The 26,814-nt window shown below is 56.1% G+C and carries 29 protein-coding genes and 1 pseudogene; 12 read left to right on the forward strand and 18 right to left on the reverse strand.

Features of this window, described 5'->3' with window-relative positions; all coding sequences use genetic code 11:
* Window positions 1-3: 3 nt before the first annotated feature.
* From DBV39_RS09585 to DBV39_RS09610, 6 genes are all read right to left on the reverse strand, one after another.
* Window positions 4-1,251, reverse strand: coding sequence for a cytochrome P450 (locus DBV39_RS09585; protein WP_108621343.1), 1,248 nt, complete (start codon window positions 1,249-1,251; stop codon window positions 4-6).
* 70 nt (window positions 1,252-1,321) lie between these two features.
* Complete coding sequence (gene lnt, locus DBV39_RS09590; protein WP_227870576.1) at window positions 1,322-2,866, reverse strand: apolipoprotein N-acyltransferase; 1,545 nt, start codon at window positions 2,864-2,866, stop codon at window positions 1,322-1,324.
* Window positions 2,867-2,943: 77 nt separating this feature from the next.
* Complete coding sequence (locus DBV39_RS09595; protein ID WP_108621344.1) at window positions 2,944-3,435, reverse strand: c-type cytochrome; 492 nt, start codon at window positions 3,433-3,435, stop codon at window positions 2,944-2,946.
* Between the two features lie 63 nt (window positions 3,436-3,498).
* Window positions 3,499-4,029 (reverse strand): signal peptidase II, encoded by a 531-nt coding sequence (gene lspA / locus DBV39_RS09600; protein WP_108621345.1) that lies wholly within the window; start codon window positions 4,027-4,029, stop codon window positions 3,499-3,501.
* A 162-nt stretch (window positions 4,030-4,191) separates the two neighbouring features.
* The gene (locus DBV39_RS09605; protein WP_108621346.1) at window positions 4,192-4,716 is read right to left on the reverse strand and encodes a copper chaperone PCu(A)C; all 525 of its coding nucleotides are present in this window, start codon (window positions 4,714-4,716) and stop codon (window positions 4,192-4,194) included.
* 98 nt (window positions 4,717-4,814) lie between these two features.
* Window positions 4,815-7,244: a heavy metal translocating P-type ATPase gene (locus DBV39_RS09610; RefSeq protein ID WP_108621347.1), complete on the reverse strand. Its 2,430-nt coding sequence runs from the start codon at window positions 7,242-7,244 to the stop codon at window positions 4,815-4,817.
* A gap of 149 nt (window positions 7,245-7,393) precedes the next feature.
* Between DBV39_RS09610 and cadR the strand changes: the two genes are divergently transcribed.
* Window positions 7,394-7,816, forward strand: a complete 423-nt coding sequence (gene cadR, locus DBV39_RS09615; protein ID WP_108621348.1) for a Cd(II)/Pb(II)-responsive transcriptional regulator — start codon at window positions 7,394-7,396, stop codon at window positions 7,814-7,816.
* A 175-nt stretch (window positions 7,817-7,991) separates the two neighbouring features.
* On the opposite strand, the gene DBV39_RS09620 is transcribed toward cadR, so the two are convergent.
* From DBV39_RS09620 to arsC, 3 genes are all read right to left on the reverse strand, one after another.
* Entirely contained in the window at window positions 7,992-8,975 is a 984-nt protein-coding gene (locus DBV39_RS09620) for an arsenic resistance protein (protein ID WP_108623208.1), read from the reverse strand.
* 182 nt (window positions 8,976-9,157) lie between these two features.
* Window positions 9,158-9,916 (reverse strand): arsenical resistance protein ArsH, encoded by a 759-nt coding sequence (arsH, locus tag DBV39_RS09625; RefSeq protein ID WP_108621349.1) that lies wholly within the window; start codon window positions 9,914-9,916, stop codon window positions 9,158-9,160.
* Between the two features lie 59 nt (window positions 9,917-9,975).
* Window positions 9,976-10,401: an arsenate reductase (glutaredoxin) gene (arsC, locus tag DBV39_RS09630; protein WP_108621350.1), complete on the reverse strand. Its 426-nt coding sequence runs from the start codon at window positions 10,399-10,401 to the stop codon at window positions 9,976-9,978.
* A 40-nt stretch (window positions 10,402-10,441) separates the two neighbouring features.
* On the opposite strand from arsC, the gene DBV39_RS09635 reads away from it, so the two are divergent.
* The 6 genes from DBV39_RS09635 (at window position 10,442) to DBV39_RS09660 (ending at window position 16,347) form a co-directional block, all read left to right on the forward strand.
* Window positions 10,442-10,783 carry an ArsR/SmtB family transcription factor gene (locus DBV39_RS09635; protein WP_108621351.1) on the forward strand — a complete coding sequence of 114 codons (342 nt, stop codon included), beginning with the start codon at window positions 10,442-10,444 and terminating at the stop codon, window positions 10,781-10,783.
* Between the two features lie 57 nt (window positions 10,784-10,840).
* On the forward strand, window positions 10,841-11,362 hold the full coding sequence (locus DBV39_RS09640; RefSeq protein ID WP_108621352.1) for an arsenate reductase ArsC: 522 nt from the start codon (window positions 10,841-10,843) through the stop codon (window positions 11,360-11,362).
* Window positions 11,363-11,455: 93 nt separating this feature from the next.
* Complete coding sequence (locus DBV39_RS09645) at window positions 11,456-11,935, forward strand: arsenate reductase ArsC (protein WP_108621353.1); 480 nt, start codon at window positions 11,456-11,458, stop codon at window positions 11,933-11,935.
* A gap of 88 nt (window positions 11,936-12,023) precedes the next feature.
* The gene (locus DBV39_RS09650) at window positions 12,024-13,310 is read left to right on the forward strand and encodes an arsenic transporter (RefSeq protein WP_108621354.1); all 1,287 of its coding nucleotides are present in this window, start codon (window positions 12,024-12,026) and stop codon (window positions 13,308-13,310) included.
* A gap of 236 nt (window positions 13,311-13,546) precedes the next feature.
* Complete coding sequence (locus tag DBV39_RS09655; RefSeq protein ID WP_322348759.1) at window positions 13,547-15,796, forward strand: heavy metal translocating P-type ATPase; 2,250 nt, start codon at window positions 13,547-13,549, stop codon at window positions 15,794-15,796.
* Window positions 15,797-15,900: 104 nt separating this feature from the next.
* Window positions 15,901-16,347 (forward strand): DUF305 domain-containing protein, encoded by a 447-nt coding sequence (locus DBV39_RS09660; protein ID WP_108621356.1) that lies wholly within the window; start codon window positions 15,901-15,903, stop codon window positions 16,345-16,347.
* 49 nt (window positions 16,348-16,396) lie between these two features.
* Here DBV39_RS09660 and DBV39_RS09665 read toward each other — a convergent pair whose 3' ends face one another.
* From DBV39_RS09665 to tnpA, 7 genes and pseudogenes are all read right to left on the reverse strand, one after another.
* A complete protein-coding gene (locus DBV39_RS09665) occupies window positions 16,397-16,603 on the reverse strand; it encodes a hypothetical protein (RefSeq protein WP_108621357.1) in 207 nt (68 codons plus the stop codon).
* Window positions 16,604-16,755: 152 nt separating this feature from the next.
* Window positions 16,756-17,160, reverse strand: coding sequence for a hypothetical protein (locus DBV39_RS19930; RefSeq protein WP_108621358.1), 405 nt, complete (start codon window positions 17,158-17,160; stop codon window positions 16,756-16,758).
* A gap of 160 nt (window positions 17,161-17,320) precedes the next feature.
* Window positions 17,321-17,737, reverse strand: coding sequence for a DUF411 domain-containing protein (locus tag DBV39_RS09675; protein ID WP_108621359.1), 417 nt, complete (start codon window positions 17,735-17,737; stop codon window positions 17,321-17,323).
* 70 nt (window positions 17,738-17,807) lie between these two features.
* Complete coding sequence (locus DBV39_RS09680) at window positions 17,808-18,239, reverse strand: c-type cytochrome (RefSeq protein WP_407669182.1); 432 nt, start codon at window positions 18,237-18,239, stop codon at window positions 17,808-17,810.
* A 165-nt stretch (window positions 18,240-18,404) separates the two neighbouring features.
* Complete coding sequence (gene tnpC, locus DBV39_RS09685; protein WP_108621360.1) at window positions 18,405-20,135, reverse strand: IS66 family transposase; 1,731 nt, start codon at window positions 20,133-20,135, stop codon at window positions 18,405-18,407.
* A gap of 23 nt (window positions 20,136-20,158) precedes the next feature.
* Window positions 20,159-20,515 (reverse strand): annotated as a pseudogene (tnpB, locus tag DBV39_RS19935) (IS66 family insertion sequence element accessory protein TnpB).
* Complete coding sequence (gene tnpA / locus DBV39_RS09700; RefSeq protein WP_108621363.1) at window positions 20,515-20,874, reverse strand: IS66 family insertion sequence element accessory protein TnpA; 360 nt, start codon at window positions 20,872-20,874, stop codon at window positions 20,515-20,517. Before tnpA ends, tnpB begins: the two are co-directional and overlap by 1 nt.
* Before the next feature lie 132 nt (window positions 20,875-21,006).
* On the opposite strand from tnpA, the gene DBV39_RS09705 reads away from it, so the two are divergent.
* The 5 genes from DBV39_RS09705 to DBV39_RS09725 all read left to right on the forward strand — a co-directional run bounded on the left by DBV39_RS09705 (window position 21,007) and on the right by DBV39_RS09725 (window position 24,826).
* The gene (locus DBV39_RS09705) at window positions 21,007-21,186 is read left to right on the forward strand and encodes an ATP-binding protein (protein ID WP_108621364.1); all 180 of its coding nucleotides are present in this window, start codon (window positions 21,007-21,009) and stop codon (window positions 21,184-21,186) included.
* 155 nt (window positions 21,187-21,341) lie between these two features.
* Window positions 21,342-21,632: a helix-turn-helix transcriptional regulator gene (locus tag DBV39_RS09710; RefSeq protein WP_108621365.1), complete on the forward strand. Its 291-nt coding sequence runs from the start codon at window positions 21,342-21,344 to the stop codon at window positions 21,630-21,632.
* A gap of 2 nt (window positions 21,633-21,634) precedes the next feature.
* A complete protein-coding gene (locus tag DBV39_RS09715; protein WP_108621366.1) occupies window positions 21,635-22,093 on the forward strand; it encodes a hypothetical protein in 459 nt (152 codons plus the stop codon).
* On the forward strand, window positions 22,086-23,039 hold the full coding sequence (locus DBV39_RS09720; protein WP_108621367.1) for a DUF7146 domain-containing protein: 954 nt from the start codon (window positions 22,086-22,088) through the stop codon (window positions 23,037-23,039). The genes DBV39_RS09715 and DBV39_RS09720 overlap by 8 nt, the downstream gene beginning before the upstream one ends.
* Window positions 23,036-24,826, forward strand: a complete 1,791-nt coding sequence (locus tag DBV39_RS09725) for a DUF927 domain-containing protein (RefSeq protein ID WP_108621368.1) — start codon at window positions 23,036-23,038, stop codon at window positions 24,824-24,826. The genes DBV39_RS09720 and DBV39_RS09725 overlap by 4 nt, the downstream gene beginning before the upstream one ends.
* Before the next feature lie 941 nt (window positions 24,827-25,767).
* Here DBV39_RS09725 and DBV39_RS09735 read toward each other — a convergent pair.
* Both DBV39_RS09735 and DBV39_RS09740 read right to left on the reverse strand, forming a co-directional pair.
* Entirely contained in the window at window positions 25,768-26,520 is a 753-nt protein-coding gene (locus DBV39_RS09735) for a DUF5131 family protein (RefSeq protein ID WP_108621370.1), read from the reverse strand.
* On the reverse strand, window positions 26,510-26,776 hold the full coding sequence (locus tag DBV39_RS09740; RefSeq protein ID WP_193853017.1) for a hypothetical protein: 267 nt from the start codon (window positions 26,774-26,776) through the stop codon (window positions 26,510-26,512). Before DBV39_RS09740 ends, DBV39_RS09735 begins: the two co-directional genes overlap by 11 nt.
* Window positions 26,777-26,814: the final 38 nt, after the last annotated feature.

A 26,814-nucleotide genomic window follows, 5' to 3' on the forward strand; every position in this document is an offset into this window, starting at 1 on the left:
CTCCTAGATCTGCCGCACATTCCTAATCAAAAATCGGCTGTTCGGCAATGCCGGGATGCGCGACAGACTGATCCGCAAATCCTGCTGCGGGACCTCGTATTGAATGCGCGCGCTCAGGAACTCCGCAGCTACTTTCATCAGTTCGATGGTAATCCACTCACCAGGGCAGCGATGGCCGTTGCGGTGGCTGCCTCCTCCCTGTGGGATGAAATTGAAGGCGCTCCCGTCCCAGTGTCGGAAACGCTCCGGTACAAATGCGTCTGGCCTATCCCAGAGTCGGGTATCGTGGTCCGTGCCGTATAAATCGAGGAGCACCCTTGTTCGCCCGGGCAATCGATAGCCCTTCCATTCGAACTCGTGGCGTGTGCGCGCGGCGACTACTGGGAAAAAAGGATAGAACCTGCGAACCTCCTGCACGAAACATTCCAGATAGCCCTCCTGCGCGGCCGCAATCCGTTGTCGACATTCAGGATATTGGTGCAACGCCAGGGCCGCGAACGTCACATACCAAGCTACGGCAACGGTCGGGCGCAGCACGTTGATGAGCTCCACCGCCGCGATCCGTTCATTCAGCAACTGCCCCTGCCTATCACGGTGAAATGCGATCATATGCAGCGCGCTGCCTTCATCCGGTGCTAGCCGGTGGTTACGTACATCCTCCACGATGCCGCCGATCCACTTTTCCGCCCGATTGCGCGCCCATCTTCCACGCCAGTGCCGCAGGCCGATCGCCGCCCCTGCGTCGATCATCGCGGCGAAGTCCCGAGCTCTTTTCGTTACCTCCAATTCTGCGAGCGGCACCCCAGCCCACTCGCATACGGCACGGCACAGGATTTCGCATGCTTCGTCCAGCAGCACAATCTGCTCCTGCTCTTCCCACTTTGCCGCATAGGCGCGCCACTGCATCGCGCTCAGCTCGCCCAAACGCGAGATGGCTTGCGCGCTCATCAGCGACAGAAACATCTCTTTGCGCCAACGGTGGGCCGCGCCGTCCGATCCCTGCACTCCGCCCCGGCCGAACAAGGTTTCCTGAACCCTGACCGGGGCGACGCCGGAGCGTTCGAACCGGCCTTCGTCGTAAAACAACCGCGCTGCGTCTTCGCCGCGCATGCAGATGCTTTTGCGTAGCAGGAGCCGCGTCTGAAACAGATCTGTTCGGTACCGATCGCAACGTTTCGTGACGAACAGGTAACCATCCCGTGCAAACGGAAGCGTGCTGTCCAATGTTTTGTCGCTTGGAGTCTTCAGCATAAAAATGTTCTCTCCATTGCAGGGCGATCGCCGTGCCAGCTTCCAGTACCATTTTAATAAGCTGCCTAGACTAACTCAGCAAGAATCTTGCCCGGTAGTTTCGCACCGCCGCGCACAGCACGAGCAGCACACCGGCTCCGCAGAGTAACAGAGTCGGCAGATTGCCCATCTGTACATAGGGCGTAGCCCCAGTAAAACCTTGTGCCATATCTAACAGCCCCACCGTCCTGTGCATTGGTGCCAATTGCACGATACGTCCGCGTTCATTAATGATGCCCGTGGCACCGGTATTCGTTGCGCGCAACATGTACCGGCCGGTTTCCAGAGCCCGCACTTGAGCGATCTGCAGATGCTGCGGCAACGCCAACGTGTCGCCGAACCAAGCCAGATTGCTGAGATTTACCAAGACTGTCGCCTCCGGCAAAGTCCGGATGATCTCCTCGCCGAACACGTCCTCGAAACAGATATTGATCGCCACTCTTTGGCCAGCCAGGCGTAGCGGCGGCTGCGCAGCGGCGCCAGACGATAAGTCGGCTAGCGGAATATGCAGGATATCGAGCACCCAGCCCAGCAACGGTTTGGCTGGGATGAATTCGCCAAATGGAACGAGATGTTGCTTGCGATACGTTTGTCCAGCCGACGTTCCCATGGTAACCGCGCTGTTGTAGTAACGCGTCTCGTTTTGTTCAACCACGCGCTCCGGTACGCCGATGATCAGATCGGCCTGGGCCGACCGCGTCCACCTGCTCAGTTCGTCAACATACCCCAACGGAAGCTCGTCAACGAACAACGGCAACGCAGTTTCCGGCATAACGACAAGCTTCGCCTTGCCTTGCTGCTGCAGCAATGAACGGTAAGTGTCTAGCGTTGATGCGACCTCGTCAGTACGCCATTTTCGGTCTTGCGGAATATTTCCCTGCAACAGCGCAACGAGAAATGACGGCCCGACGGGCGATGTCCAATGCACCTGCTGCAGCCCCGCGCCGACGGCCCACATGCCGAACAGCAGTGCGATACTCCATCGTTTTCGGCCCTTTCGATGCGTCAGAAAGTCATGCAACAGTGCTGCGCTTACTGCCACGACAAGGGAAACGCCATATACACCCAGCACCGGCACATAACCGGCTAACGGACTGGGAAATGTCTGCGAATAGCCGACAGCCAGCCATGGGAAACCGGTGAATATGACGCCGCGCATCCATTCTGTCGCCACCCAGCACGCGGGTAGCGCAACGATACACAACAGCCGGCCGTTATCGCGGGCATACCAAGCGCCGGCGCCAAACAAAGCGGAAAACAGCGCCAAAAAGCTGCAAAACCCGATGGTCGCGATGATCGCTAGCATCACCGACATACCGCCGTACACGTGCAAGCTGACGTAGATCCAGCTCACACCCGCGCCGAACAAGCCCAGCCCGAAAAAAAATGCCACCAGCGCAGCGTGCCTGGCGGTGGACTGTCGCAGCACGAGGCCAAACAGTGTGGCCAGCGAAAGCACCGGCACCGCGAAGAGTGCAAACGGCGCGTACCCGAGCACCGTTAACGCGCCCACTGTCAGGGCAACGGCACAGGAAAAGGCTGGCACGCCGACGATGACAGCGATTAATCGACGCAACCCCGCCTCCAGTCACCGTTCGAATGCCCTGCTAAGCTCTCGCCGCTCGGACGATATCGGTTAATCATCGCTTGATACTAAAGCTTACGTAGGTACGTGATGATTTTCCAGATTTCTGTTTCTTGGAAGACGCCATCAAATGGAGGCATTGCTGTTCCAAGCGGTACCCCGCCTTTCGCGATCGTCCAGTACAAATAGCCGTCCGTCGCCATCGGCATTTTGCTAAATACTGCAATGTTTGACGGGCGCGGGTTTAAAATCTTCCCCGCCTCGCCGTTACCCAGTCCTGTCGCTCCATGACAGGAAGCACAGTTTTGCTCATATAGTTTTTTCCCGCTCGCGATGATTTGTGAGTCAGGAGAAAGTGGATTGTTTTTGTTAGTGTATCTTTCATCAATGCCGTTCATCATGGCGAATCGATGACGCTTCATCGACATATTCATTTGTCCACAATCTTGCATCGGGCGCAAATCCATATGTCCGTCTCTCATCATTCCCATCTGACCATATCCCGATACTGGCAAAAGGACTACAGCGGACACGGCAATACTGGTAAACAGTTTTCTCATTTCACATCCTAGTCTCGCTTACGTTGAACAAGTTGCCAGTTGTCGCCGCAACGGAACTCCGGGCTATTCATTCGTTTTCTCCTTCGATACATCGTTTGCTTGACGCAGGCTTGAAAAGACCATCAGCGCGGCGCCGCAGACGATGGCGATATCCGCCACGTTGAATGCAGGCCAATGCCAGCCGCCCAGATGAAAATCGAGGTAATCGACGACGTGTCCGCGCAGCAGGCGATCGAACGCGTTCCCAAGCGCGCCACCTAAGATTAAGCTATAAGCTAATGCCTGCGACGCTGGCAACGGCTTGCGTAGCTCAAGAGCTATCCAGACCGAGACGGCGAAGGCGATCACGATGAAGAAATATCGCTGCCATCCCCCGCCGTCGGCCAAGAAACTGAACGCAGCGCCGGTATTCCAAGTATGCACAAGATTGAAAAAGCCGGTCATCGGAACCGATTGCCCATACGGCATTAGCGCCGACACGCCAGCTTTGGTGATGATATCCAGCACCAGCGCCGCGAACGCGATCATCAACCAGCGCCGTTGATACGCACGCACCTGATTAGGCACACTCGGTTGCAAGAGTTTATCGGTCATATTGCATCTCCAAATCTTCCTTGTGCCAGATCGGCATCAACATCGGCCGGAATGCGCGCGCATGCAAATCGGTTGCTTCGCCTAAGCGAAATGTGAAGCGGCCCATGGTCCGGTCATGCTCGCCTGTTCGGACCAGCGCAGAACTTGTCGCCATAATATGTACTACTTCGAGAGAGCGTTGGCAGGCTTAACTTCGCACAGCGCCTTAGCTGTTTCCCCTGACTGAAACGCGAAATCGGCTTCGACTTCCTTACCAACGGCAAGCGCTTGAGTAGGCTTCTCAAGCATCGCATGGTAGCTGCCCGGCTTAAACTCCAGTTCGCCACCGGCAGGGATCGAAACAGCGTCAGCCACGGCCATTCTGCTTTTCCCGTCCTGATCGATCGTTTGATGTAAGGACACCTGGTCGAAAGCGGCAATAGACATGGAGGCGAGCTTTGCTTCACTATTGCCGGCGTTCTTTATCACAAAGTAGCCCGCAGAAGGAGTCGGCCTTGGCAAGGAGCGAATCCAGCAATCCGAAACCGTCAGTGTTTTAGACAGCTCGGCGCCGCCATCGGCGCCTTTGCTGACGTGTTGTGCGGTTTGCGCATGAGCTGCGACGGGTACGTGTGCATCGTGTGGACCTGCAGCATAGACAATGGAACCCGTACACAGGACAAAAGCGCCAACAATCACTCTTTTCATACGGTTACCTCAGAAAAACGAAAACTTTCATAAACGCTCGGATGTCATTCCTGTCCGGACAGGATCAATATGAACCAAAACATCGCCTTCACGTTTGCTCACGATGCCCTTGCCGGCTGTAAGGGCAATTGATGATGCTTTGTCGGCGCCGCTCCCTTGAAACGCAGCAGACGTAACGCATTGAGCGTGACAATTGCCGTCGCGCCCGTATCGGCCATGACGGCAACCCACAAGCCCGTGACGCCCAGCACAGTGGTAATCAGGAATACGGCCTTCAAACCGAGCGCAAAAATCACGTTCTGATGGATATTTGCCATCGTTGCACGTGAAAGCGCGACTAGGTGGGCTACATCCGTAACGCGGCTTTTCAGCAGAGCCGCGTCGGCCGTTTCGATCGCCACGTCGGTGCCACCGCCCATCGCGATGCCGACATCGGCCGTTGCCAGCGCTGGTGCATCGTTGATGCCATCGCCCACCATGGCGACCTTGGCGCTGCGCTTCATTTCATCGATCAGGCGCAGCTTATCCTGGGGCAGAAGCTCGGCTTCCCATTCCATGCCCAAATGGCCGGCGATGGCTTGGGCGGTCAGGCGGTTATCGCCGGTGAGCATGACTGAGCGCACGCCCATCGCTTTGAGTTCGGCCACACCTTCTTGTGCGTCCTGCCTTGGCTCATCGCGTAGCGCCACCAGTCCAAGCACTTCACGGGTCTGTTCGTCCAGTAGAACGGAAACGGTTTTTCCGTCATGTTGCAGCGCTTCGATGCGTGCGCGTTGTCCTTCTGTCAGGGTTGCTGCTTGCGCGGTGTAAATCGGCGACCCAATGGCCAACTGGCGGCCAGCTACGCTTGCATGTACGGCTTTACCTGCGGTGGCGTAGGCATGCGAGGCAGCGGGGATAAGGCTGTTAGCGGCCTCGGCATGGCTCACAATGGCTTTGGCTAGCGGGTGATTCGAACCGGATTCTACGCTTGCGGCGAGCGCTAAAATCTCGTCCTCGCGCCCTGATGTAAAGGCAACCACGTCAGTGACGCGGGGCTTGCCCTCGGTCAAGGTGCCTGTCTTGTCAAACGCGATCGTACTCACCCGACCAATGGTTTCTAAGGCATTGCCGCCCTTGATGAGTAGCCCGCGGCGCGTCCCGACAGCCAAGCCTGAGGCAATAGCCGCCGGCGTAGACAGCACGAGTGCGCAGGGGCAGGCGATCAGCAACAGCGCCAGACCACGATAAAGCCACGTTTCCCAGTCAGCCCCCATCGCCAGCGGCGGAACAAGCACGATCAGCGCGGCAATAGCCATCACGGCCGGCGTGTAGTAACGACTGAACTGCTCAATGAAACGGGCGGTGGGTGCCTTAGAGGCCTGTGCCTGTTCAACCAGATGGATAATGCGCGAAATCGTGTTGTCGGCGGCGGCCTTTTCCACGCGAATCTGGAGCACTCCATCAATGTTGATGGAGCCAGCGAATACATTATCGCCTGCCGTCTTCGCAAGAGGTATGGACTCGCCTGTGATGGGCGACTCGTCAAGGCTGGACGCGCCTTGGATAATCACGCCATCGGCGGACACCCGGTCCCCGGGGCGCACGAGCACATGGTCGTTCACGTCCAACGAGGCCGCGAGGACCTCGCGTTGCCCACCTTGTGGATCGATTAAAACCGCCGTTTTCGGAACCAGTGATGCCAAGGCCCTGATGCCAGCGCGAGCATGGCCGGCAGCGACGCTCTCCAGCAACTCACCGACCGAAAATAAAAATACGACGGCCGCTGCCTCTTCGGCCTCGCCAATGACCAGGGCGCCAAGCGCGGCCACGGACATTAGCGTTTCGATCGAAAAGGGCGAGCCAGACTTGGCCAGCGCGAGCGCTTTGCGGGCAAAGGGAAAGACGCCGACAATCACGGCTGCAGCAAACACCCAGGCTCCGTAATTCGGGAAAAATTGCGCGATAGCGTAGGCGGTGGCCATCAGAATGCCAAGGCCCACGACCTGCTTGCCCTTTCTAGTTTGCCACCAACGCAGCTGGGGTGCGGCGGCTTGATCGTCCGTGCCGATGCCTGGCGTAGCGCTTTGGTCGGTACTGGCGGATACGCCAAAGCCCAAGCTCTTAATGGTTTTTTTGATGTCACCAAGCTGGGTGGGCGATTCGGGCGCCAGCGTCAGTTCGAGCCTCTCTGTGGCGAAGTTCAGCCGGATATCAGAAACGCCGGGCATGCGTGCCAGCGCCGTTTCAATCTTGCCGACGCAGCTTGCGCAGTCCATTCCCTCTACTTGCATGGAGACGCCTGGAGGCACTTCCTGGGCGGGAGCGGAAGCCGCGCTTTTAGCGACTGGGGCATCGCTGCCGCGGGGTGGGTAACCCGCCTGGCACAAGGCGGTTTCAAGCTGCATTCTTGTCGCTGACGAGGTGACTTGCACGCTGCGCGTGGGCGGATCGGTGGCGACCTCCGCCTTCGGATCGACTGAGTGGATGGCTTTGACGACATTGCCGGCGCAACCGCCACATGTCATGGCTTCGATATGAAACTGCATGAGAATTTCTCCTTTGAATGCAGGTATTAGAAAGCCTCTAGCGGCTTCAGAGTCAAGCGCTTTGATTTCACCCCGCAACAGGTCAGATCTTGATTTCTTGATCGCACAAGCCTATAGTCACTCGAGTGTTATAAACAATAGAGGCCGTCATGCCAATGAAGATCGGTGAGCTTGCCAAACGTACAGAATCAACGGTTGAAACCATCCGGTACTACGAAAAGGAGGGCTTGCTGCCCGAGCCTTCTCGAAGCGATGGCAATTATCGTTTGTATGGCGAGGAACACATTGAACGCTTACGATTCATCCGGCACTGCCGTACGCTCGACATGGCGTTGGACGAAGTTCGAACTTTGCTTCGGTACCGCGATACGCCTACTGAGGATTGTGGCGACGTGAATGCCTTGCTTGATGAGCACATCCACGCGGTGGAGGTGCGCGTCGACGAGTTGATGCAATTAAAGGGGCATCTGGTGGTTTTGCGCCAAAAATGCGCGAGCACGGCACCGACCAGTTCATGCGGGATATTGCGTGCCCTTTCCGATCGATCTTGCCATGCGGAGAAGCTGCCCTAGTGAGGTGACGAACCAGAAAACACGCGGATTACTTTATTGTCATATTTCCGAAATGATAGTCGGGTATACGAAGCCATGCGGTAGCGGCGCAGCAAGGACGCACAGCGGTGTGAGCGCTCCTTGCTTTGTTGACCTAAAGCTTTAATAAAGTAGGTAAGCGTGCAGGGCCTCTTGTTTACTTGGAGGCTTGCGGCGCAGTACGAACGGTGCCGCCGAGCTTTGCAATCAAACGTACGTAGACCAGTTCACTAATTAACTCGACCAAGGTTTGCGTGACGATGATTGCCGGCAGGACGGGGATGGCCCCAGGCACAGCGAGGGCAAGCGGCAACACGACCAGAGAATTACGCGTTCCGGCACTGAAAGCGACGGCCCGTCCGGCGGCGGGATCAAGGCGAAATAACCGGCCGACACTCCATCCGATGAATGGAGCAATCATGGCAAAGAGGATATAAAACGGGATCACGCCCAAGGCCGCATCGGTGGCTGGCCCGAGCTGCGCCAGGACAGCCAACACGACAATGAACAAGACGACGGCGGTCGCTGGTACGGGCAAAAACCCAAGTGCCGCGGATGCTCTTTTACCACTGTGGCTTCGAGCTGCCCACAGCTGCATGGCGCCGGCCAGGGCGAGCGGAGCAGCAATTAACCAGACAAAGGCATGGACGAAGGGGCCGGGCTGGACAAGGGTTGCTGCATCATTCCCGAGGAACAGTCCCAGATAGACTGGTAGCAACAACATCTGCACAACCAAGAGCGTGGGAGTTGCCGCCAATAGCAGGCGAGCATCAGCTCGCCCCAAGTGCGAGAACGTTACTACGTAGTCGATGCACGGCGTCAGCAACACCAACAGAACCCCTAATCGCACCAGAGGGTCGGGCGGCAGGAGTTGCACGACTACAGCAATCAAAAGCGGAATAGCCACAAAGTTCGTGGTGAGTAATGCAGCGAGAAACCGACCACGACCGAATGCTCGCCCAAGATCGGCTAATGGCACTTGCAGGAATGTTACAAACAACATAACAGCGAGCGCGGGATTGATGCCATATCCGAGTGCCGTGGTGCCAGGCACTAATGAAACCACTAAAACAGCTAAGACAACCGAGCCCAAATAGATGCCGACTTGGTGCTTTTCGACTAACTCTCTCTTGATTTGCATACCTCTGTTTAGCTCCGCCATACTAAATTACGTGCATATTATGCGGATGACCGAACGTCAACACGAAGCCCCGTAATAGCGTTGCTCTGAAATTCCGGGCAGATACAAGCATCAAACCATGGCCTACTCGCACCATACGTCAATATCCAAAGCACGGTCCGAAGACCGTGCTCCGTTGCCGTTTAGCTTCCTGTGCTTTCTGCCTCGTGCTCCATGGCGCGCTCCGCCAAGCGGGCGACCTCGGCCGCCACTCCCTTTCGCTCGCTGTAGCGGTCTGTCAAGTAATCGCTGCGATCCCGGACCAGCAAGGTGAATTTAACAAGTTCTTCCATCACGTCGACGACACGGTCGTAGTAGGCCGAAGGTTTCATCCGTCCGTCCTCGTCGAACTCCTGGTAGGCCTTCGCCACCGATGACTGGTTAGGGATGGTCACCATGCGCATCCAACGGCCAAGTACGCGCAGCGCGTTGACCGCGTTAAAGGATTGGGAGCCGCCGCTGACCTGCATGACAGCGAGGGTACGGCCTTGCGTCGGTCGCACGCTTCCCACCTCCAGAGGCAGCCAATCGATTTGGCTCTTGAACACCCCTGTTAAGGTGCCATGTCGTTCGGGGCTACACCAGACCTGCCCTTCGGACCAATTCGATAGTTCCCGCAACTCAATGACTTTAGGATGATCGGCAGGAACGCTATCGGGCAGCGGAAGACCCTGTGGATTAAAAATTCTTGTTTCGGCGCCCAAGCGCGTCAGGATGCGCGCCGCTTCTTCGGTAAGGAGGCGGCTGTATGAGCGCTCACGTAGCGAACCGTACAGTAGAAGAATACGGGGCGGATGCGTTGCCCCAACCGACAAGGAAAGTTTGTCATGAGTGGGTGTATCCAATAGGGTCTCGTCGACTATTGGCAAGGTCAAATCGGCGGGTGAAGAATAGCTGGTCATCAATATTCTCAAACTAACAAAAAAAGACGCGCTGAGTCGCGTTGGAGGGCGGAGTATCGTTAACGCACGCGTTGGCCGCGCTCATCGATGACAACTTCCCCGTCCTCTTTGGTAAAGGGCCCCTGCTGGGCTTGAGGAAGAATATCGAGAACCATCTCCGAAGGCCGGCACAGGCGTACCCCTAAGGGTGTAACAACGAAAGGTCGGTTCATCAAAATGGGATGCTCTTGCATCGCCTCGAGCAACTGGGCATCCGTGAGTGCCGTATTATCCAGGCCCAGTTCCATAAATGGAGTGCCTTTTTCACGTAGCGCCTGGCGCACCGTTAACCCGGCACGTTGAATTAGATCGGCGAGCGCCTCACGGGAGGGTGGCGTTTTCAAGTACTCAATTACGGTGAGCTCTATACCGGCATTGCGGATCAAGTCCAGCGTGTTGCGCGAGGTGCCGCAGTCGGGATTGTGGTAGATCGTGATATCGCTCATAGTGATTCCATTATTTTAACGTTTCTAGTATTATTGATCAATGGAAACGAAAAGTATAGTCCGCGCACTGGCCGCCATCGCCCACGAGTCCCGCCTGGAAGCCTATCGCTACTTGGTGCAAGCCGGCCCAGCCGGCCTACCGGCCGGGCAGCTGTCAGAATTGGTAGGGATTGCGCCCTCCTCGCTTTCTTTTCACCTAAAAGAACTGGTGAACGCGGGGCTGTTGTCGTCGCGACAAGAAGGACGTTTTGTATTTTATTCAGCCGAATACGAAGCCATGAATTCTCTTCTGACCTATCTCACCGAAAACTGCTGTGGCGGAAACCCGTGCTCGCCCGTAAGTCTCGATGCCTGTGCCGTGACCCAGAAAACGCGCGCTTGACCACTCTCATGGACTGGCCATTGAACCAGCAACACACAACAGAGGACATTTTGCACTATGTCAGATAAAGTTTATAACACCCTGTTTCTTTGTACAGGGAATTCAGCGCGCAGCATCATGGCCGAAGTGCTACTCAATTCTTTCGGCCATGATCGTTTTAAGGCATTCAGCGCCGGAAGCCGCCCCGGCCCGCACGTGAATCCGATTGCTCTCGACATTCTTCAAGCAACGCGTCTGTCGGTCGATGGCTTGCGCAGCAAAAGCTGGGATGAGTTCGCCCGACCAGGAGCCCCACAAATGGACTTTGTGGTCACCCTCTGCGATAGCGCAGCGGGTGAAGAATGTCCATTGTGGCCTGGCCAACCGATCACCGCACACTGGGGCTTTGAAGATCCATCGGCCAGTACGGGAACCGCTGAAGAACAGCGAGGGAAGTTTGATAAGGTTTTTCGCCAGATCGCAACCCGCATCAAGATTTTCAATAGCCTGCCATTGGCCACGCTGGACAAAGCGGCAATCAAACGCGAACTCGACACACTGGGCGATCGCGCAACACTAGCGAGCACCACAGCTTCTTAACCAATATGCGCTCGGACAGGTTCGGCGCGAGCCCTTTTGCGGATCTGAATCTGTTGCCAGGATCGCCCTTCCCATCTCTTGTGTATCGCATATATGAACGTCCTTTTCCTGTGCACGGGTAACTCGTGCCGCTCTATCCTGGCTGAAGCCACTTTCAATCACCTTGCGCCTACAGGCTGGGAGGCCATGAGCGCCGGCAGCCATCCTACGGGCCAGGTTCACCCCAGGTCATTGGCGCTGCTCGCGCGTGAAGGCATTTCAGTTGATGGTTACTTCAGTAAAGCCTGGGATAACCTGCCGCACACGCCCGATGTGGTCGTTACCGTTTGTGCCAGCGCCGCAGGCGAAACCTGCCCCGCGTACCTGGGGCCAGCCATACGCACACATTGGGGCGTTGAGGATCCTGCCCACGCCACGGGCACCGACGACGAAATTGACGCGGCGTTCGATGCTGCATACCGCATTTTACGAACGCGCATTGAGGCATTCTTGGCGTTGCCGCTCACTGATTTGAAGAATGACCCGACCCGCCTGAAAGCCGAACTCGATCGTATTGGCGATCTTTTCCCTTGATGCATCATTGCGTTTTTGAATTGACGTTCTCATCTCCAATGCCCTTTGCCGAGGGCGCCTTCCCGTTTGTCGTAAAGAGAGATACAACGTGCTTGCTGCACTATTAATTTTTATTGTCACCATTGTCCTGGTTATTTGGCAGCCGCGCGGCTTGAACATTGGTTGGAGCGCTTTGATCGGCGCAGCACTTGCGCTGGCTTTCGGCGTAGTGAGCTTCAGCGACATACCCGTGGTCTGGCAGATTGTCTGGAACGCGACCGGCACGTTCGTGGCAATCATCATTATCAGTCTGTTATTGGACGAAGCGGGCTTTTTTGAATGGACAGCACTGCATGTCGCCAGGTGGGGCGGTGGGCATGGCCGGCGATTATTCGCACTGATCGTGTTGCTTGGGGCTGCGGTATCTGCGTTCTTCGCCAATGACGGCGCCGCCTTGATTTTGACACCCATCGTCATGGCCATGCTGTTGGCGTTAGGATTTAGCCCTGCAGCCACACTGGCTTTTGTCATGGCGGCGGGCTTTATTGCCGACACGGCCAGTCTGCCACTCATCGTGTCCAACCTGGTCAATATTGTTTCCGCTGATTTTTTCGATATTAGTTTTGCGCGATATGCCGCGGTCATGGTGCCCGTCAACGTTGTGTCCGTTGCCGCCACCCTGCTGGTTCTGTTGCTGTATTTCTACCGCAGTATTCCGGTTCGCTACGACGACAGCCAGCTCAAAGAACCGAAAACGGCGATTCGCGATCTGGCGACATTTCGCGCCGGCTGGATCGTACTAGGGTTGTTGTTGATCAGTTTTTTCACCCTTGAAGAATTTGGCGTGCCAGTCAGTGCCATTGCAGCTTTGGGTGCAATCACGCTGCTTATCGTCGCGGGACGCGGGCACAAAATCAGCACACGCAAAGTCGTGCGCGAAGCGCCTTGGCCTATCGTAATATTCTCTCTGGGCATGTATTTGGTCGTCTATGGGCTGCGCAATGCGGGGCTGACGGAAATGATCGCTAATCTGCTCGACTATCTGGCCAGCCACGGTTTATGGGCTGCCACCTTGGGCACCGGCGTGCTCACCGCCCTACTCTCGTCCATTATGAATAACATGCCTACCGTTCTGGTCGGGGCGCTTTCGATTGACGCCAGTCAGGCAACGGGCGTGGTTAAAGAAGCCATGATCTATGCCAATATCATTGGCAGCGACCTGGGCCCCAAGATCACGCCTATCGGCAGCTTGGCTACGCTCCTGTGGCTGCATGTCCTGGCACGCAAGGGGATGACCATTACGTGGGGATATTACTTCCGAGTAGGCATCGTGCTCACTTTGCCCGTATTGCTTATTACCCTCGCGGCGCTCGCGCTGCGATTAGGTGTTACATGACAAAAATGTAATGCGCCAAGCCCCGAATTAACGTCTGATCACGTGTTGGTATGTGGCATGATGGAATTTGACCCCAATTTCCCTGGCGCTAAAAGCATCTGGCCGTACACGGGCTGAACTTGCGCTCACACTCTTGGAAGGTTTTTATCGCCATGGCGCACAACAAGTCTGAACCTCACAACCACAACGTGACGCAGCCCGCCTCCAGCTTGCAACTAACCGATCCTGTGTGCGGTATGCCAGTGACGAAAGACTCCGTAAATCAGGTTCAGCATGAAGGCAAGCGTTTCTATTTTTGTAGCACCAAGTGCTCGGAAACGTTCAAGCGTGATCCCAAAAAATTCACCGGTCAGAAAAACAAGAACGAAGCAGCTTTCGAGCAGGTAGCTCCTGGCACAATTTATACCTGTCCGATGCACCCTGAGATTCGACAGGATCGTCCAGGAAACTGTCCGAAGTGTGGCATGGCGCTCGAGCCACTGATGCCCAGCCTGGAAGACGACAATCCTGAACTGAAAGATTTCTCTCGGCGATTCTGGTGGACGCTGCCCTTTACGGTCATTGTGACCGTGCTGGCCATGTTCGGCCCGCAGCTTGGCTGGTTCAGCATGAGCGCCCAGACATGGATCGAACTCGTGTTATCTATACCCGTGGTGCTATGGGCCGGCCAGCCCTTCTTCGTACGCGGCTGGCAATCCGTTATCAACAGTAGCCCCAATATGTGGACGCTCATTGGCCTGGGTACAGGCGCCGCGTTTGTCTACAGCGTAGTGGCGACAATCGTACCGGACGTTTTTCCCGAAACGTTCATGTCCATGGGGCGTGTGGCTGTTTACTTTGAAGCCGCAGTGGTCATCATTTCCTTGACTCTGTTTGGCCAGATCCTGGAACTGCGGGCGCGTTCGCAGACGTCAGCTGCCATCAAATCACTGCTGGGACTCGCACCCAAAACAGCCCGCCGGATCAACGCGGATGGATCAGAAGAAGATGTACCCCTGACGCACGTGCATGAAGGCGATCGCTTGCGCGTGCGTCCCGGGGAGAAGGTCCCCGTTGATGGCGTCGTCGAAGATGGTGCGAGTTCGCTGGATGAATCCATGCTCACGGGCGAACCTCTGCCGGTGAGCAAGCGCGCTGGTGACAAAGTGATTGGCGCGACGATGAACACATCCGGCTCGCTAATAATTAGAGCTGAAAAGGTCGGCTCAGCGACCGTGCTTTCGCAGATCGTGCAGCTCGTCGCACAAGCGCAGCGCTCCCGCGCACCGATGCAACGCATGGCAGATCAAGTGGCTGGTTATTTTGTGATGGCAGTCGTCGTCATCGCCATCATCACGTTTTTTGTTTGGGGTACTTTTGGGCCGCAACCGAGCTGGGTATATGGCCTGATTAACGCCGTAGCTGTACTGATCATCGCCTGCCCATGTGCCCTGGGCTTGGCCACGCCCATGTCCATTATGGTGGCAACCGGCCGTGGCGCCACCCAGGGCGTGCTGTTTCGCGATGCAGCAGCCATCGAGAACCTACGTAAAGTCGATGTCCTTATCGTCGATAAGACCGGCACCTTGACGGAAGGCCGCCCTGCGTTCGAGCAGGCCATTCCGGCAGGCGACACAGAGGCTGCCGAAGTGCTGCGTCTGGCGGCTAGCCTTGATCAAGGCAGTGAACATCCGCTAGCAGACGCCATTGTTAGCGCAGCGCGTGAGCAAGGCTTAAGCCTCAGTGCCGTCAACGAGTTCGAATCGGGTAGCGGTATTGGGGTGCGGGGCCAGGTCGACGGTAAGCACCTCGCCCTCGGCAACACCGCTCTCATGGACCAAGAAAACGTTAACGTTACGATCATGGCCAGTACCGCCGAATCGTTGCGCACCAAGGGTGCAAGCGTCATGTATTTGTCAACAGACGGTCAATTAATAGGCTTGCTGGCCGTCTCTGATCCAATCAAGAAAAGCACACCGGAAGCCGTGAAGGATCTCAAGGCGGCTGGGATCCGCGTCATCATGGCAACAGGCGACGGCATTTCGACGGCTAAAGCTGTGGCACAGCAATTAGGAATTGACGAGGTTCACGGTGAAGTGAAGCCGGCCGACAAGCTGGATTTGGTCAGCAAACTTCAAGCAGAAGGCCGAGTTGTTGCGATGGCCGGCGACGGCATTAATGACGCACCTGCCCTAGCCAAAGCGGATGTCGGGATTGCGATGGGTACCGGAACCGACGTGGCGATGAACAGCGCGCAGGTCACGCTGGTCAAGGGAGACTTGCGCGGCATCTCGATTGCGCGCCACCTCTCGGACAAAACAATCGCCAATATGAAGCAAAATCTCGGCTTCGCATTCGTTTACAACGCTCTTGGGGTGCCCTTGGCCGCTGGGGTCTTGTACCCGTTTGTCGGGCTGTTGCTTTCACCCATGTTCGCGGCATTGGCGATGAGTCTGAGTTCAGCATCGGTCGTTTTCAATGCCCTTAGGCTTCGAAAGTCTACCTGAAGTGCAACGCGTCGCGTGAGTCGGTGGCACTTGAACTTAGCAAGTAGCCAAAGCTGACGTGTTTGGAGAAATAGCAAATCTTTACGTAAAACAGGAGATCAGCCATGCGCCAATACCTTCGGTTTGCCGCCATGGTCGCTACTTCAACGATCGTGATGTTCGGCCTTATGTATCTAAATACGTATGAGCTGGCCGACGTCTTTTTCAGTGAAACGCGCGTGTATATGGCATTCATGATGGGCGCCGCGATGGCAATCATCATGTTGGCCTTCATGCTCCATATGCACCGAAGTCGTCGCGTGAACAGTGCGATTTTTGTCGCCAGTGCAATAGTATTTGCGCTTGCACTCTGGCTTGTGCGAAGTCAGTCAACCATTGAGGATGTTTCCTGGATGAAGGCGATGATTCCGCATCACTCCATCGCGATCTTGACCAGCGAACGGGCGACCCTCTCTGATCCTCGCGTTCGTGAACTGGCCGGTCAAATCATCGAGTCACAGCGCAGGGAAATCGAAGAAATGAAAGCGCTTATCAAGGATCTCGAGAAATAAATCCGCATCTGAGCCGCAAGTGAGCCTGAACGAAGTCACAGGAAAGGTTCTAAGCAACAATACTCATTGACTGCCTGGGTAACTGCACAGGATTGAATGCCGGAAACTCTGCATCAGCCGACGATGCGCTGACCCAGGTCTCCAGCGTCGTGCTGGCCTCAAGCGCTCTGGCAATCGCATTGGCGACTGTGATCACCCACTGCTCATCAATGCAAAGCGAAGTACGCAGGGTGCCGAAGGTAAATGGCTTGCTCAAGCGATCGCTCCATCGTTTCCAAGGACGATGCGGGAGGCGGTCTTCGGTTAGCGCCGGCATTTGGTAGCCGACGCCCCATGAACGGCTCGCAGCGCATCCAAAGCCATCGAAATAGCTTTCTTGACAGCTCTTTGGTTCGAACTCAGATCTCGTTATTGAGGCGAGGATGGCACTTCAAGTTTATCGGCATACTTAATCATGATGTCACCCATGGCACGCATCATCTCGCCATGCATCTGCATCATCACTTTGCTATTGGCGCCGCCGGCGGCACCCATCATAGGGCAACTGCCCATCATCCCCATCATGCCGCCGCCCATCATGCCGCCGCCCATCATGCCGCCGCCCATCATGCCGTCGCCCATCATGCCGTGATCTTTCATCCTACCTGGCTTCATCTGGCCCATCTGGCTCGCGTCACCATTATGCATCATGCCTGGTTCAGCTTTCATGCCCGTGGATGTGCCATCGCCGCTGGGAGTCGCTGCTACTCCTGCACCGCTCACGCCCAACAAGAGCGCCGTAACGGGCGCAATAAATAGTGCTTTCATATTCATTTTGATCTCCTAAATTCAGAAAATTGACTTTTCACGAACCGGCTTGAACTTGTGGCGCAAGAGAGATGTAGGTGTGGAGGTGTAGTGTCTTCCAGCGTCAGAGCAGCAAATGCGTACCAATCGTGGCGTACCCGGCTATATCGTTGCTCGTCTGTAGATTTTAGTCCTTAGAAAATGGTTTACCGTTAAAGTCGACAGTAACTAAATTGCCGTCCAGCTCCCCCATGCCCGGCGCATTCAACGGCATGCCAGGCGCCGACACGCCCTTCACCGACGAGTCAGCGAGCAACTTGTTGACTGCATTGGCGGGCACATGCCCTTCTATGATCTGGCCGGTGGCGTTTACCACGCCTGTATGGCACGATCCAAGCTTTGGTGGCACACCGAGTTTTTGCTTGACTGAAGCCATGTCGGCTGTTTTGATCGCCGTAACATCAAAGCCAGCATCCCGCATATGCTCGACCCATCCGGTGCAGCAGCCGCAATTGGGGTCCTGATATACGGTAATGGCCGTGCCGGCAGCCTGTGCAAAGGATGACGCGACAGATAAGGCAGCCGCTGTTAGCCATAGTTTCATGAAACCTGCTCCAGCAAAAATGTAGATCTTGAATGATTCATAGTATAGATAAAGACCACAACCAAGCAGCTTAGTTCTGCCGTTGCAAAGTAACTTCCTTCTGTGCCTCTAGAACTTTAGGAGGCCAAGTGCTTTTGATATAAGTCAGTACCGCAATGATCTGTTGGTCGCTGAGGATGTCGCGATACGCGGGCATGTCGCTTACATAGCCTGGAGGTGCTGTCTTCCCAGGGACCAGACCGTTTTTCACCATATCGACCAACATCGCATCGGGATTGTGCCAGGTATGGCCGCTCTTGTCATGCGGCGGTGCAGGCAGCCTGCCATTGGACATACGTTCACGCCAGTTCGGCTGGCCTTGCAGGGCCTCGCCATGGCAGGCTGCGCAATTGTTCGCATAGATCGCCTTGCCCTGCATCACAAGGGATGTATGCAGTCCAACTAACCCATGATTGCGGGTTGATCGTGTCTGGTGGATCATGGGGCTGACATTTTTCAGCATCAGACACATGACACAGCACGATCCGGCCTGGTGGCAAATCCACCTGCAACTCATCGAAGAAGAAGCGATCCGCACCACGGAATGTGCGCAGCGAGCAGGCGTGGCTCTTCAGGTGTGCTCACTGGCTGCGGAGTTGTTGCTGACTGGTTGTCAACGCACAGTCTGTTATGCCGATGATTCCCGTGCGACCAGATTCATGGCGAGATCCTCGTCATGAATATTCCACGGCAACAACGCTTCGTAGTCATCGGCGTTCTGAGCCAGGGGCAGGCGCTCGAGCACGTAGCACAACCATGCGTAAGGCTCTTTGCCATTGGCTTTGGCGCTTTCAACGAGCGAGTAAAGCAACGCACTGGCTTTGGCACCGGCTGGCGTGTTCGCGAAGAGCCAGGCTTTGCGAGCCACTGCGAACGGCCTGATCGTGGCTTCAATCGAATTGTTGTCTACTGGCAGATCGCCACGGTCGATGTATCGCACCATCCGGTCCCAGCAGTTGTCCAGATACGTCAGGGCTTTACCCAGCTGGCTCTTGGGTGTGACCAGCGGTCTCATCTGATCAAGCCAGGCTCGCAACTCATCAAGTGTTCGTTTGCTCAGTCGCTGGCGAACCTGGTAACGGAAGCTATCGGGTGCATTGCGCACCCGTTTCTCGATACGGTACAGGCGGGCAAAGAATCGGATGACCTGTTTGGCCGGTGTGTCCTTCTTGGAGGGGTTGGCGCGATCTGCTTTCACAAACTCGCGGCGGCAATGCGCCATGCATGCCATGCGGATGACACCGGGTTGATGGCCCACGCCGTTGTAGCCCGAATAGCAGTCGGTCATCAAATGGCCACGCCAGCCCTCAAGCAAAAGCGCCGGTGTTTTGCCCGAGCGATTCTGTTCGTAATCAAACAGGACAACGGTCTTGCCCGGTGGACCGCCTCGCCGCACCCACATGTAGGATTTGGTGGTGGCCTTTCGTTCTGGCTCCTTGAGCACCTGCACGTGCGTCTCATCCATGTGAATGATGGAGCCGTCAAACAAGGTGTCCTGGAGCAGGTTGTACAGCGGCTGCAATGCCCGGGCGGTCTTGATGCAGTTGCGGGCCAGCGTCTGCGGTGGCAGATGAATGCCGCTGCGCGCCAGAACCTTGGTGGTGCGAAACAATGGCAGGCCGTCAACAAACTTGACTGCGATCACCATTGCCATGGCGCCCGCGCTCAGGATGCTGCGTGGCAGCAGGTTCGCAGGTGGCGCAGCGATCACGGGTTTGCCATCGCCTCGGGCCGGTGCGTACTTGGGGCGCACCGTGCGGATCACCCGCATCTTCATCGGGATGATGTCGAGCTGCTCGCTCACTTCCTCGCCAATGCGCACCATGGGTTGACCGTGGGTATCCGTGCGCTGGTCTTGCGGCACATCGATGAGCACCTCAACGCGGGGCAGCTCCGGTGGCAGCGCACCGCGATGACCGCGTGCCTTGGACTTCTTCTTGCGCGAGGGCGCATCCGGAGTGTTGTCGGCCTGTGCCTGTTCGGTGCACGACTCGTCGTCTTCGTCCTCGCTCTGGTCAGCGAGAACCTCGGCTTCATTAAAGAGTGTGCCTTGATACGCTTCGCTGCTGGCACCAAACTGACGATGACGGGCCAGACGGTTCTGCTCGATGATCTCGAGCACCTTCTGGACGACCTCATGGGCCACGCGCTGATCGAACTGCGCATCCTGACGGGCTTTCTCTTGCTGAATGAATTTGTCGAGCTCAGATTGAATGCGTTGCTCGACCTGCGCCTGAATCATGGCCTCGATTGCAAGCTCGATCTTGTTTGCAGCAGACGGATTCAGACCCTCTGCCACCAGTGAAGACAGCAAGGAATCGGTTCCGGATGAGGGGGTGTTTGCAGCACGATCAGACATGCTGCATTATACCTCGAAATGGCTTAAATGTGTTTGTAATTCAAGACTTTATGCGAATTTTTGTGCCACGGATCCAGACCTTCCAGCAACCACTGGAACTCACTGGCCGACACTGGGTGAGCCTGCTCAAACGACGCCCCTTTGGGCCAGGCAAAACGGTCGGTCTCAAGACGTTTTTGCCAGAGACAGAAACCGTTACGATGTCAATAGAGCACTTTCAGGCTGGTGCGCCCACGGTTGGTGAACACAAACACGGCATCCATGAATGGACTGAGCTCGAGCTCACCTTGCACCAGGGCCGCCAGCCCGTTGATCTGTTTTCTGAAGTCAATGGGATCGCGATGCAGATAGACCGATCCGATGGTGTAACCCGGGTGCATCAGCGTTGCCCTCCAGCCGGACCACCCAGTTCGTGCGCAAGGGCCGTGATCCAGCCAATGCTGGGTAGGTCCGACATCTCCAGGCGCACACCCGATGGCAGAACCAGGCTGCAACGCAAGGCTGACTGGCTCGACAGATCCGGAGCGACCACAGGCACCTGAACAAACTTCCCCGGGGACCGGGGCGTGATCGTCAGCGAGACCGGATCATCAGCACGTCGTCGCTTCAGCTCGTGTCGCCACTGATACAAACTCTGAAGACTCAGTCCCTCGCGTGCTGCGTAGGCCTTGGTGCTGATGCCTTCCTGGTCAATCTGGTCGAGATGGAACTGCCAGTGTGAGATTTCCTTGCTGCTCATTTGCCTTGCTCCGAAAAAACGTCAGGCAAATGATCCGCCAGGTGCGGTCACTAAACAATCATGGGGTGAATGGACTGGATACTTTAATGATGACCCCAAAGGTGAGCAGTCGCCGACAAACTCCAGGAGTGAGTGCGTTCCTCGCCCGGGGATTCACTTCCCACCAGCATCCAAGACGAAGACCTCACTGAGTTGATTATTCATCCCAACGAACTGCGCTCGGTGATCATCACCAGCAACATGGAGTTTGGCGAATGGGATCAGGCCTTTGCACGCGACAAATTTTTGGGAACTTCCACGCCGGATCGGTAGCTGCACAGCGCGTACCGACTGACTTCGCAGGGTAAAAGATACCGGCGACCCGAAGGGTTGAAACTGTGCGCAACCCTGAGGTCTTAGGGTGTTGCCTTGAGCCTACCTTGATATTTGAAAGTACGCACCATGTTCAATCTCCATGGGAGCACAATATGGCGTACAAAGCGACTACAGCCGACAGTCGGCTACTTACCAAGCAACAAGTGCAAGCAGCGAAAGTCGGCGCATATTCAATGCTAGCCGATGACCGGCTAATCACAGACAAAGAAGTGGCCCATCTGCTGGGTGCTTCGCGTTCTTGGCCCTGGAAACTCGCCCAGGCTGGACGATTCCCCTCACCTATCAAGATCTCTCCTCGCTGCACTCGGTGGCGCCTGTCTGACGTGCGGGAATGGATGGCTGATCCACAGGGCTGGCAGACAGAGCAACAAAGGGGAGCCTGATTATGAGTGAATTTGTATGGCACTACACCACAGGCGACCATCGGCTTAAGTCAATCACGGGCCTTGGGTTTCTTATTCCAAGCAACGTAGGAGCACCCAAAGAGAGGCCCTTGCTTTGGTTCTCTGCCAACCAAGAGTACGAACCAACCGCAATCAAGATGGTTGCGCGTGCTGACGGGTCGATTGAACAGCTGACCTTTGAGCAACAAAACGAGTTGGCAGGGTGTGTGCGGTTTGGTTTGCCAGCGGCAGATCGCAGGTTGATGTCATGGAAACGGGCATGTTCGTTTGCTCGCACTCCGCGAGTTGTACGGACAGCCATGGAACAGACGGGCATTCAGTGCGGGGGCAATCCTGCTCACTGGTTTGCAGTGTCCGAGCTAATACCTGTCAATTCCACCAAAGCGCAGATTTGGGACGAAGCCAAGTGGCGTGCGTTGGAAGGGAGCGACCATGATTGACTACACAAAACTTCAGGCAGCGCTCACGGCTGGTGGCCTGATTCCGGGCAATATAAAGGCTGGCAGCCTTCAGCGTTGCAAGGTCACAGGAGACAAAGGTGGCAAGCGTAGCGGTGCATATCGACTGTTTGATGACGCGGTGCCCGTGTGCCTGTGGTGGAACTGGAAAACCGCGATTTCGGGAAAGTGGATTTCAACTGACCGGACCTTGTCACCAAAGGAACAGAACAGGCACCGACTACTGATCGAGCAAGCCAGACGCGAGCGTGAGCAGGAACAGGCCGAGCAGTGGGAGCGTAACCGTCAGTCCCTCGTCAAGCTGTGGGAGGGTGCATACCCCCTCACCCAGACATGTGCGGCAGGTATCTACCTGGATCGGCGCGGGCTGTGTGTGCCCAACACCGACGCGCTCAGGTTTGTACCGCGTCTGAACTACTGGCAAGACGGCGAGCGCGTGGGCACTTATCCGGCCATGCTGGCGGCGGTAACTGATCCGGCGGGCGAACTGGTGACGATCCACAGAACCTACCTAACCACAGAAGGTGCAAAGGCCCCCGTTTCAACCGTCAAGAAGCTTTGTCCGGCTGCTGGTGTGATGCGGGGTTCCTCTATCAAGATTGGGCAGACATCACGGCGGCCAGATGGGCGGCTGGGCATTGGTGTGAGCGAGGGGATCGAGACAGGCATAGCGGCAACCATGCTCTCGGATGTATCCGTCTGGCCTTGTGTCTCAACAAGTGGCCTGATGGGGTTTGAGGTGCCTGAGGGCGTGGGCAACCTGTACATATTCGCAGACCACGACGAAAGCAACGCAGGTCAGGATGCAGCAACCAAGCTAGCCCAACGTACAGCAAAGGAAGGAGTGACCACGCGAATACTCACGCCCCCCAAGGTGGGCGACTGGAACGACGAACTGATAGCGTTGCAAAGGGGGGCAGCCGTATGACCCAAAACCAGACGACTGTTGCTCCCGTGCTTGCGGTCGACGATGTGTCTGCCGTCGTCGATCCATTCCCGCCTGCCCGTGACCGCCCCTGCTGGCGATGTTACAACGAACTTGTAGTGCGTAGCGGCGAAACGATGAAAGCAGGAGTTTACTGGCACGCGGTCAAGCAGAACGGCGACGACCGTCCGACACTTACAGATGATTGGCTATGTGCCCCCTTGCAAGTGGTGGCTTTGACTGCCAGCCAGGAAGACGCGGAACACGGGCGATTGCTTCGCTACATCAGCGTGAACGGCATCTGGAAGCAATGGGCCATGCCTATGCAGATGCTGGCGGGCGATGGCGTGGACGTGCTCAGCGTGCTGCTGGGTGAGGGGCTGGAGCTGGATCGAAAGGCCAAGTCACGCATTCTGGATTACATCAATGCCCAGCATCCAAGTGAGAGGCTACGAGCAGCCAGTACAACCGGCTGGCATGGCAACGTGTTTGTTCTGCCAGATTCGATTTTCGGGGGTGAGGACATTTGGTATCAAGCCACAGAGCGAACCGCCCCCTATGGCGTAGCAGGCACTCTGGAAGGCTGGCAGGCACAGGTTGCAGCTAAGGCGGTCGGCAATCCGATGCTCACCCTGGGCATATCTGCTGGGTTTGCCGGTGTTCTGCTGGAAAAATTGAACATTGACGGTGCGGGGTTGCATCTTTTTGGTGACTCAAGCGCAGGCAAGACAACCATCCTTCAGGCGGCGATATCCGTTTGGGGCGGCTCGATGTTTCGCCGGACGTGGCGCACCACATCAAATGGCTTGGAAGGTGCGGCCAAGATGCACACCGGCACCCTGCTGGCGCTGGATGAGGTGGGCGAGGTTAGCCCCAAAGACTTGTACGAAAGTGCCTACGCATTGGTCAACGGCCACGGCAAGACGAGAGCCAATATAAGGGGCGAAGCACGCCAGGTATCTAGGTGGCGCGTGTTTGTCCTCTCCACTGGCGAAGTCACGATTGCATCACGCATGAACGCAGGCGGCTATGAAGCCAAGGCAGGCCAGGCACTCAGGCTGCTGGACGTACCTATCACCGGCACTCACGGGGCGTGGGATGACTTGCAAGGGTTTGCGTCTGGCGCTGCATTCTCGGATGCGCTAAGAGATGGTTCCACCCAAAACTACGGCCATGCAGGACGAGCCTTTGTGGCGGCCCTGGTGGATGCCTTCAATGAAGGGCTGGAACTATCCCCCATGCTGGAAGTTGCGCTAAAGCGGTTCAACGCGGCAGACGGGCAGGAGACCCGAGCGGCGCGGGTGTTTGCCCTGTGCGGGCTGGCTGGTGAGATTGCCATAGGTGCGGGCGTGGTGCCCTGGAAGGTAGGCCAGGCAGATGACGCGGCGCTGAGGGGTTTCAAGCTGTGGAAGGATCAGCGCGGCACAAGTGGGCGCAATGCTGAGGATGTCGCGATTCTGCGCGCAATCCGTGACTTTACCGACAAGCATGGCGAGAGCAGATTCTCGGATATCGCCAATGATGACTCTGTGCGGTCTGTCATAAACCGGGCGGGCTACCTGGACAAGTCAGGCGAGGCGATTCGTTACCTATTCACTGCTGGCGGCATGAAAGAGGCCACGCCAGGGTATGACATCAAACGGGTTGTCAGGGCGCTTGATGTCGCGGGCGTGTTTGCTAAAAAAGGAGCGAACGGGAGAACACAGGTCGCAACCAGAACAGCAAACGAGGGCGTCAAAAAGCTGTACCACATTGATGCCGAAAAACTGAGCGAGGCAGCCGATGCATAAGCAAATGATCGGGGATTGCGTGATCGGCACTGACGCAAGGTCGGTGTACTGCCCAGAAAAACGCGGGGTTACAAGGGTTACAGAATCGGTAAAAAGGGGTCAGGTTTGTAACCCACATAACCCCATGAGAGAGGAAATAGGTTACACGAAAACGCCCGTATTTGCTGGCTGCAACCCCTGTTACCTCTGTAACCCTATCAAAAACAGGGTAAGGAGGAGAAATGGGCACATCTGACCTGTTGAAGCATCTGCAATCACGATACGCCGACCCTTGTAACGATCTGAAATCAGCACAAGTTGCAAAAGAGGCATTCAAAGGGGGTGCCGCGGCACACGCAGAAAACCCCTACCCGTCACCGATTGAAAATCTTAAAAGCCTTGACATGGATTCCAGTGGATTGCCCACGGAAACAGTGGAGCAACCCATACAGACTGCGGTGATCTGTCACAACAGGTTAGGCGACTGGCAAAAACTGGCATCAGAGTATCACGTCCATCACTTCTCGTGCAAATATTGCATTGCGGCCGGTCAGAACCCGAATCTTCAGCGATGCACGACCGGACTACCACTTTGGCAGGCCTATACGTCTGCCTGCGCACAATCCACCTAAAGCACAAAAGGTGCACTCAAAGATGCGAACCAGCACCGCACCTTGATCCGACAGATGTGTTGGCGCATGAATACTCACCATGTGGTGTTGGATCTTTCTGCTTATTTTTGAGCAGCAGTTTTGAGTTGATCACCATGAACGTGTTGGAGAAAGTCAGGTGGCATATGTATGCATGAAAAGTTATCGACCAGGGAGATCGCCAAGTGCAGCCGCACACAATCACGTGTTTGATGCCGAGTTTTGTAATCAGGGCACTGGCAGGCTTTGACCGAGACAGACACTTACTGATGGTGGAGATTTGAGAGCTGTGCCGGCATGGCTCTCAAGCGGCTACACCTCAGCGCCGACAGGAAAATCATCCCAGGTACGGCCATCGAGAACGCGGCCGGTCTTCTTTTTGTTGACACCGCCCCATTGCTTGAAATGGAAGGCTACCTCTGCATCAAAACATTGATCCCGAATGCTTCGTATCCAATTCGGCTCGACAGGTCTGGCATTAGGTCCGCTTTCACCGCCCGCAATGACCCAATCGATACCGATGAAATCAAGATTGTTGAGCGGCCCTAGCAAGGGTTCGAGGCTCAGGAATTTGACCGCTGCTTGCGTGCGACGGAGGTGATCGATCCTGAACATGTAGCTTTCGTTCTCGACGCTCACGCCCATCCAAACGTTCTGGGGCCACACCAGCTTCGGCGATAGTTCTTCGAGGCGCTCGGCCCGCTTTGTCAAAATCTGATAGATGTGCTGCGGGGTTTCCCGCATCGTTGCGAACACCCGCTTTATGAACGCTAGTGGCACGTCTTCATGAAATAAGTCGGACATTGAGTTTACAAAGATCATCCAACCGACTTTCCACGTCATCGGAAGAGATAACGAATCCTCGTCTATCCGCACAACGCCGTTCCATTTCGGGCGGCCGCCAGACATGCGTGTCGTGCCAGCGTACTTAGGCTGGCCCATCGCTTCCAACCGGCGCGCCATGCGCATCGCGTAGCAGTTCGTGCATCCCGGCGAAATGATCGTGCAACCGACAACAGGGTTCCACGTCGCTTCCGTCCATTCGATCGAAGAGTTATTCGCCATTGATGTTACTCGCTGGAAACCTGACCATCAGGTGGTCAGCAAATGTTCCTTTCCGCCGGGTGCCCTTGAGGCTCCGAACGCCAATCTTCCCCTCCGTTTCAAGCTGCGTGGGGCTTTCCTTGTAATTCTTCATGACATACGGCGTGTCGACGCTGTGGCGCTCATAGATTTCGGCAACAGAAAGCTCCTGACCTGCAAAGTCCTTAAGCAGCGAGGCGCGAAGCTGATCAAGCGGTCGTTGCAGCGAGAACAGCAAGGGCATCGACCAAGCGGCTGGGGAATATGCCAGTGACG

This window comes from Orrella marina, assembly GCF_003058465.1.
Classification (GTDB): domain Bacteria; phylum Pseudomonadota; class Gammaproteobacteria; order Burkholderiales; family Burkholderiaceae_B; genus Algicoccus; species Algicoccus marinus.

What these genes read in the sequence shown, in the direction of transcription:
- DBV39_RS09620 (WP_108623208.1), bottom strand. Translation starts at nt 8,975, where the DNA reads ATGCAAATCAAGAGAGAGTTAGTCGAAAAGCACCAAGTCGGCATCTAT.
- DBV39_RS09660 (WP_108621356.1), top strand. Translation starts at nt 15,901, where the DNA reads ATGCGCCAATACCTTCGGTTTGCCGCCATGGTCGCTACTTCAACGATC.
- DBV39_RS09715 (WP_108621366.1), top strand. Translation starts at nt 21,635, where the DNA reads ATGAGTGAATTTGTATGGCACTACACCACAGGCGACCATCGGCTTAAG.
- DBV39_RS09655 (WP_322348759.1), top strand. Translation starts at nt 13,547, where the DNA reads ATGCCAGTGACGAAAGACTCCGTAAATCAGGTTCAGCATGAAGGCAAG.
- DBV39_RS09645 (WP_108621353.1), top strand. Translation starts at nt 11,456, where the DNA reads ATGAACGTCCTTTTCCTGTGCACGGGTAACTCGTGCCGCTCTATCCTG.
- DBV39_RS09605 (WP_108621346.1), bottom strand. Translation starts at nt 4,716, where the DNA reads ATGAAAAGAGTGATTGTTGGCGCTTTTGTCCTGTGTACGGGTTCCATT.
- DBV39_RS09710 (WP_108621365.1), top strand. Translation starts at nt 21,342, where the DNA reads ATGGCGTACAAAGCGACTACAGCCGACAGTCGGCTACTTACCAAGCAA.
- DBV39_RS09585 (WP_108621343.1), bottom strand. Translation starts at nt 1,251, where the DNA reads ATGCTGAAGACTCCAAGCGACAAAACATTGGACAGCACGCTTCCGTTT.
- DBV39_RS09635 (WP_108621351.1), top strand. Translation starts at nt 10,442, where the DNA reads ATGGAAACGAAAAGTATAGTCCGCGCACTGGCCGCCATCGCCCACGAG.
- DBV39_RS09720 (WP_108621367.1), top strand. Translation starts at nt 22,086, where the DNA reads ATGATTGACTACACAAAACTTCAGGCAGCGCTCACGGCTGGTGGCCTG.
- DBV39_RS19930 (WP_108621358.1), bottom strand. Translation starts at nt 17,160, where the DNA reads ATGAATATGAAAGCACTATTTATTGCGCCCGTTACGGCGCTCTTGTTG.
- tnpA (WP_108621363.1), bottom strand. Translation starts at nt 20,874, where the DNA reads ATGAGCAGCAAGGAAATCTCACACTGGCAGTTCCATCTCGACCAGATT.
- DBV39_RS09725 (WP_108621368.1), top strand. Translation starts at nt 23,036, where the DNA reads ATGACCCAAAACCAGACGACTGTTGCTCCCGTGCTTGCGGTCGACGAT.
- DBV39_RS09735 (WP_108621370.1), bottom strand. Translation starts at nt 26,520, where the DNA reads ATGGCGAATAACTCTTCGATCGAATGGACGGAAGCGACGTGGAACCCT.
- lspA (WP_108621345.1), bottom strand. Translation starts at nt 4,029, where the DNA reads ATGACCGATAAACTCTTGCAACCGAGTGTGCCTAATCAGGTGCGTGCG.
- DBV39_RS09680 (WP_407669182.1), bottom strand. Translation starts at nt 18,239, where the DNA reads ATGCTGAAAAATGTCAGCCCCATGATCCACCAGACACGATCAACCCGC.
- arsH (WP_108621349.1), bottom strand. Translation starts at nt 9,916, where the DNA reads ATGACCAGCTATTCTTCACCCGCCGATTTGACCTTGCCAATAGTCGAC.
- DBV39_RS09675 (WP_108621359.1), bottom strand. Translation starts at nt 17,737, where the DNA reads ATGAAACTATGGCTAACAGCGGCTGCCTTATCTGTCGCGTCATCCTTT.
- tnpC (WP_108621360.1), bottom strand. Translation starts at nt 20,135, where the DNA reads ATGTCTGATCGTGCTGCAAACACCCCCTCATCCGGAACCGATTCCTTG.
- cadR (WP_108621348.1), top strand. Translation starts at nt 7,394, where the DNA reads ATGCCAATGAAGATCGGTGAGCTTGCCAAACGTACAGAATCAACGGTT.
- DBV39_RS09610 (WP_108621347.1), bottom strand. Translation starts at nt 7,244, where the DNA reads ATGCAGTTTCATATCGAAGCCATGACATGTGGCGGTTGCGCCGGCAAT.
- DBV39_RS09595 (WP_108621344.1), bottom strand. Translation starts at nt 3,435, where the DNA reads ATGAGAAAACTGTTTACCAGTATTGCCGTGTCCGCTGTAGTCCTTTTG.
- DBV39_RS09640 (WP_108621352.1), top strand. Translation starts at nt 10,841, where the DNA reads ATGTCAGATAAAGTTTATAACACCCTGTTTCTTTGTACAGGGAATTCA.
- arsC (WP_108621350.1), bottom strand. Translation starts at nt 10,401, where the DNA reads ATGAGCGATATCACGATCTACCACAATCCCGACTGCGGCACCTCGCGC.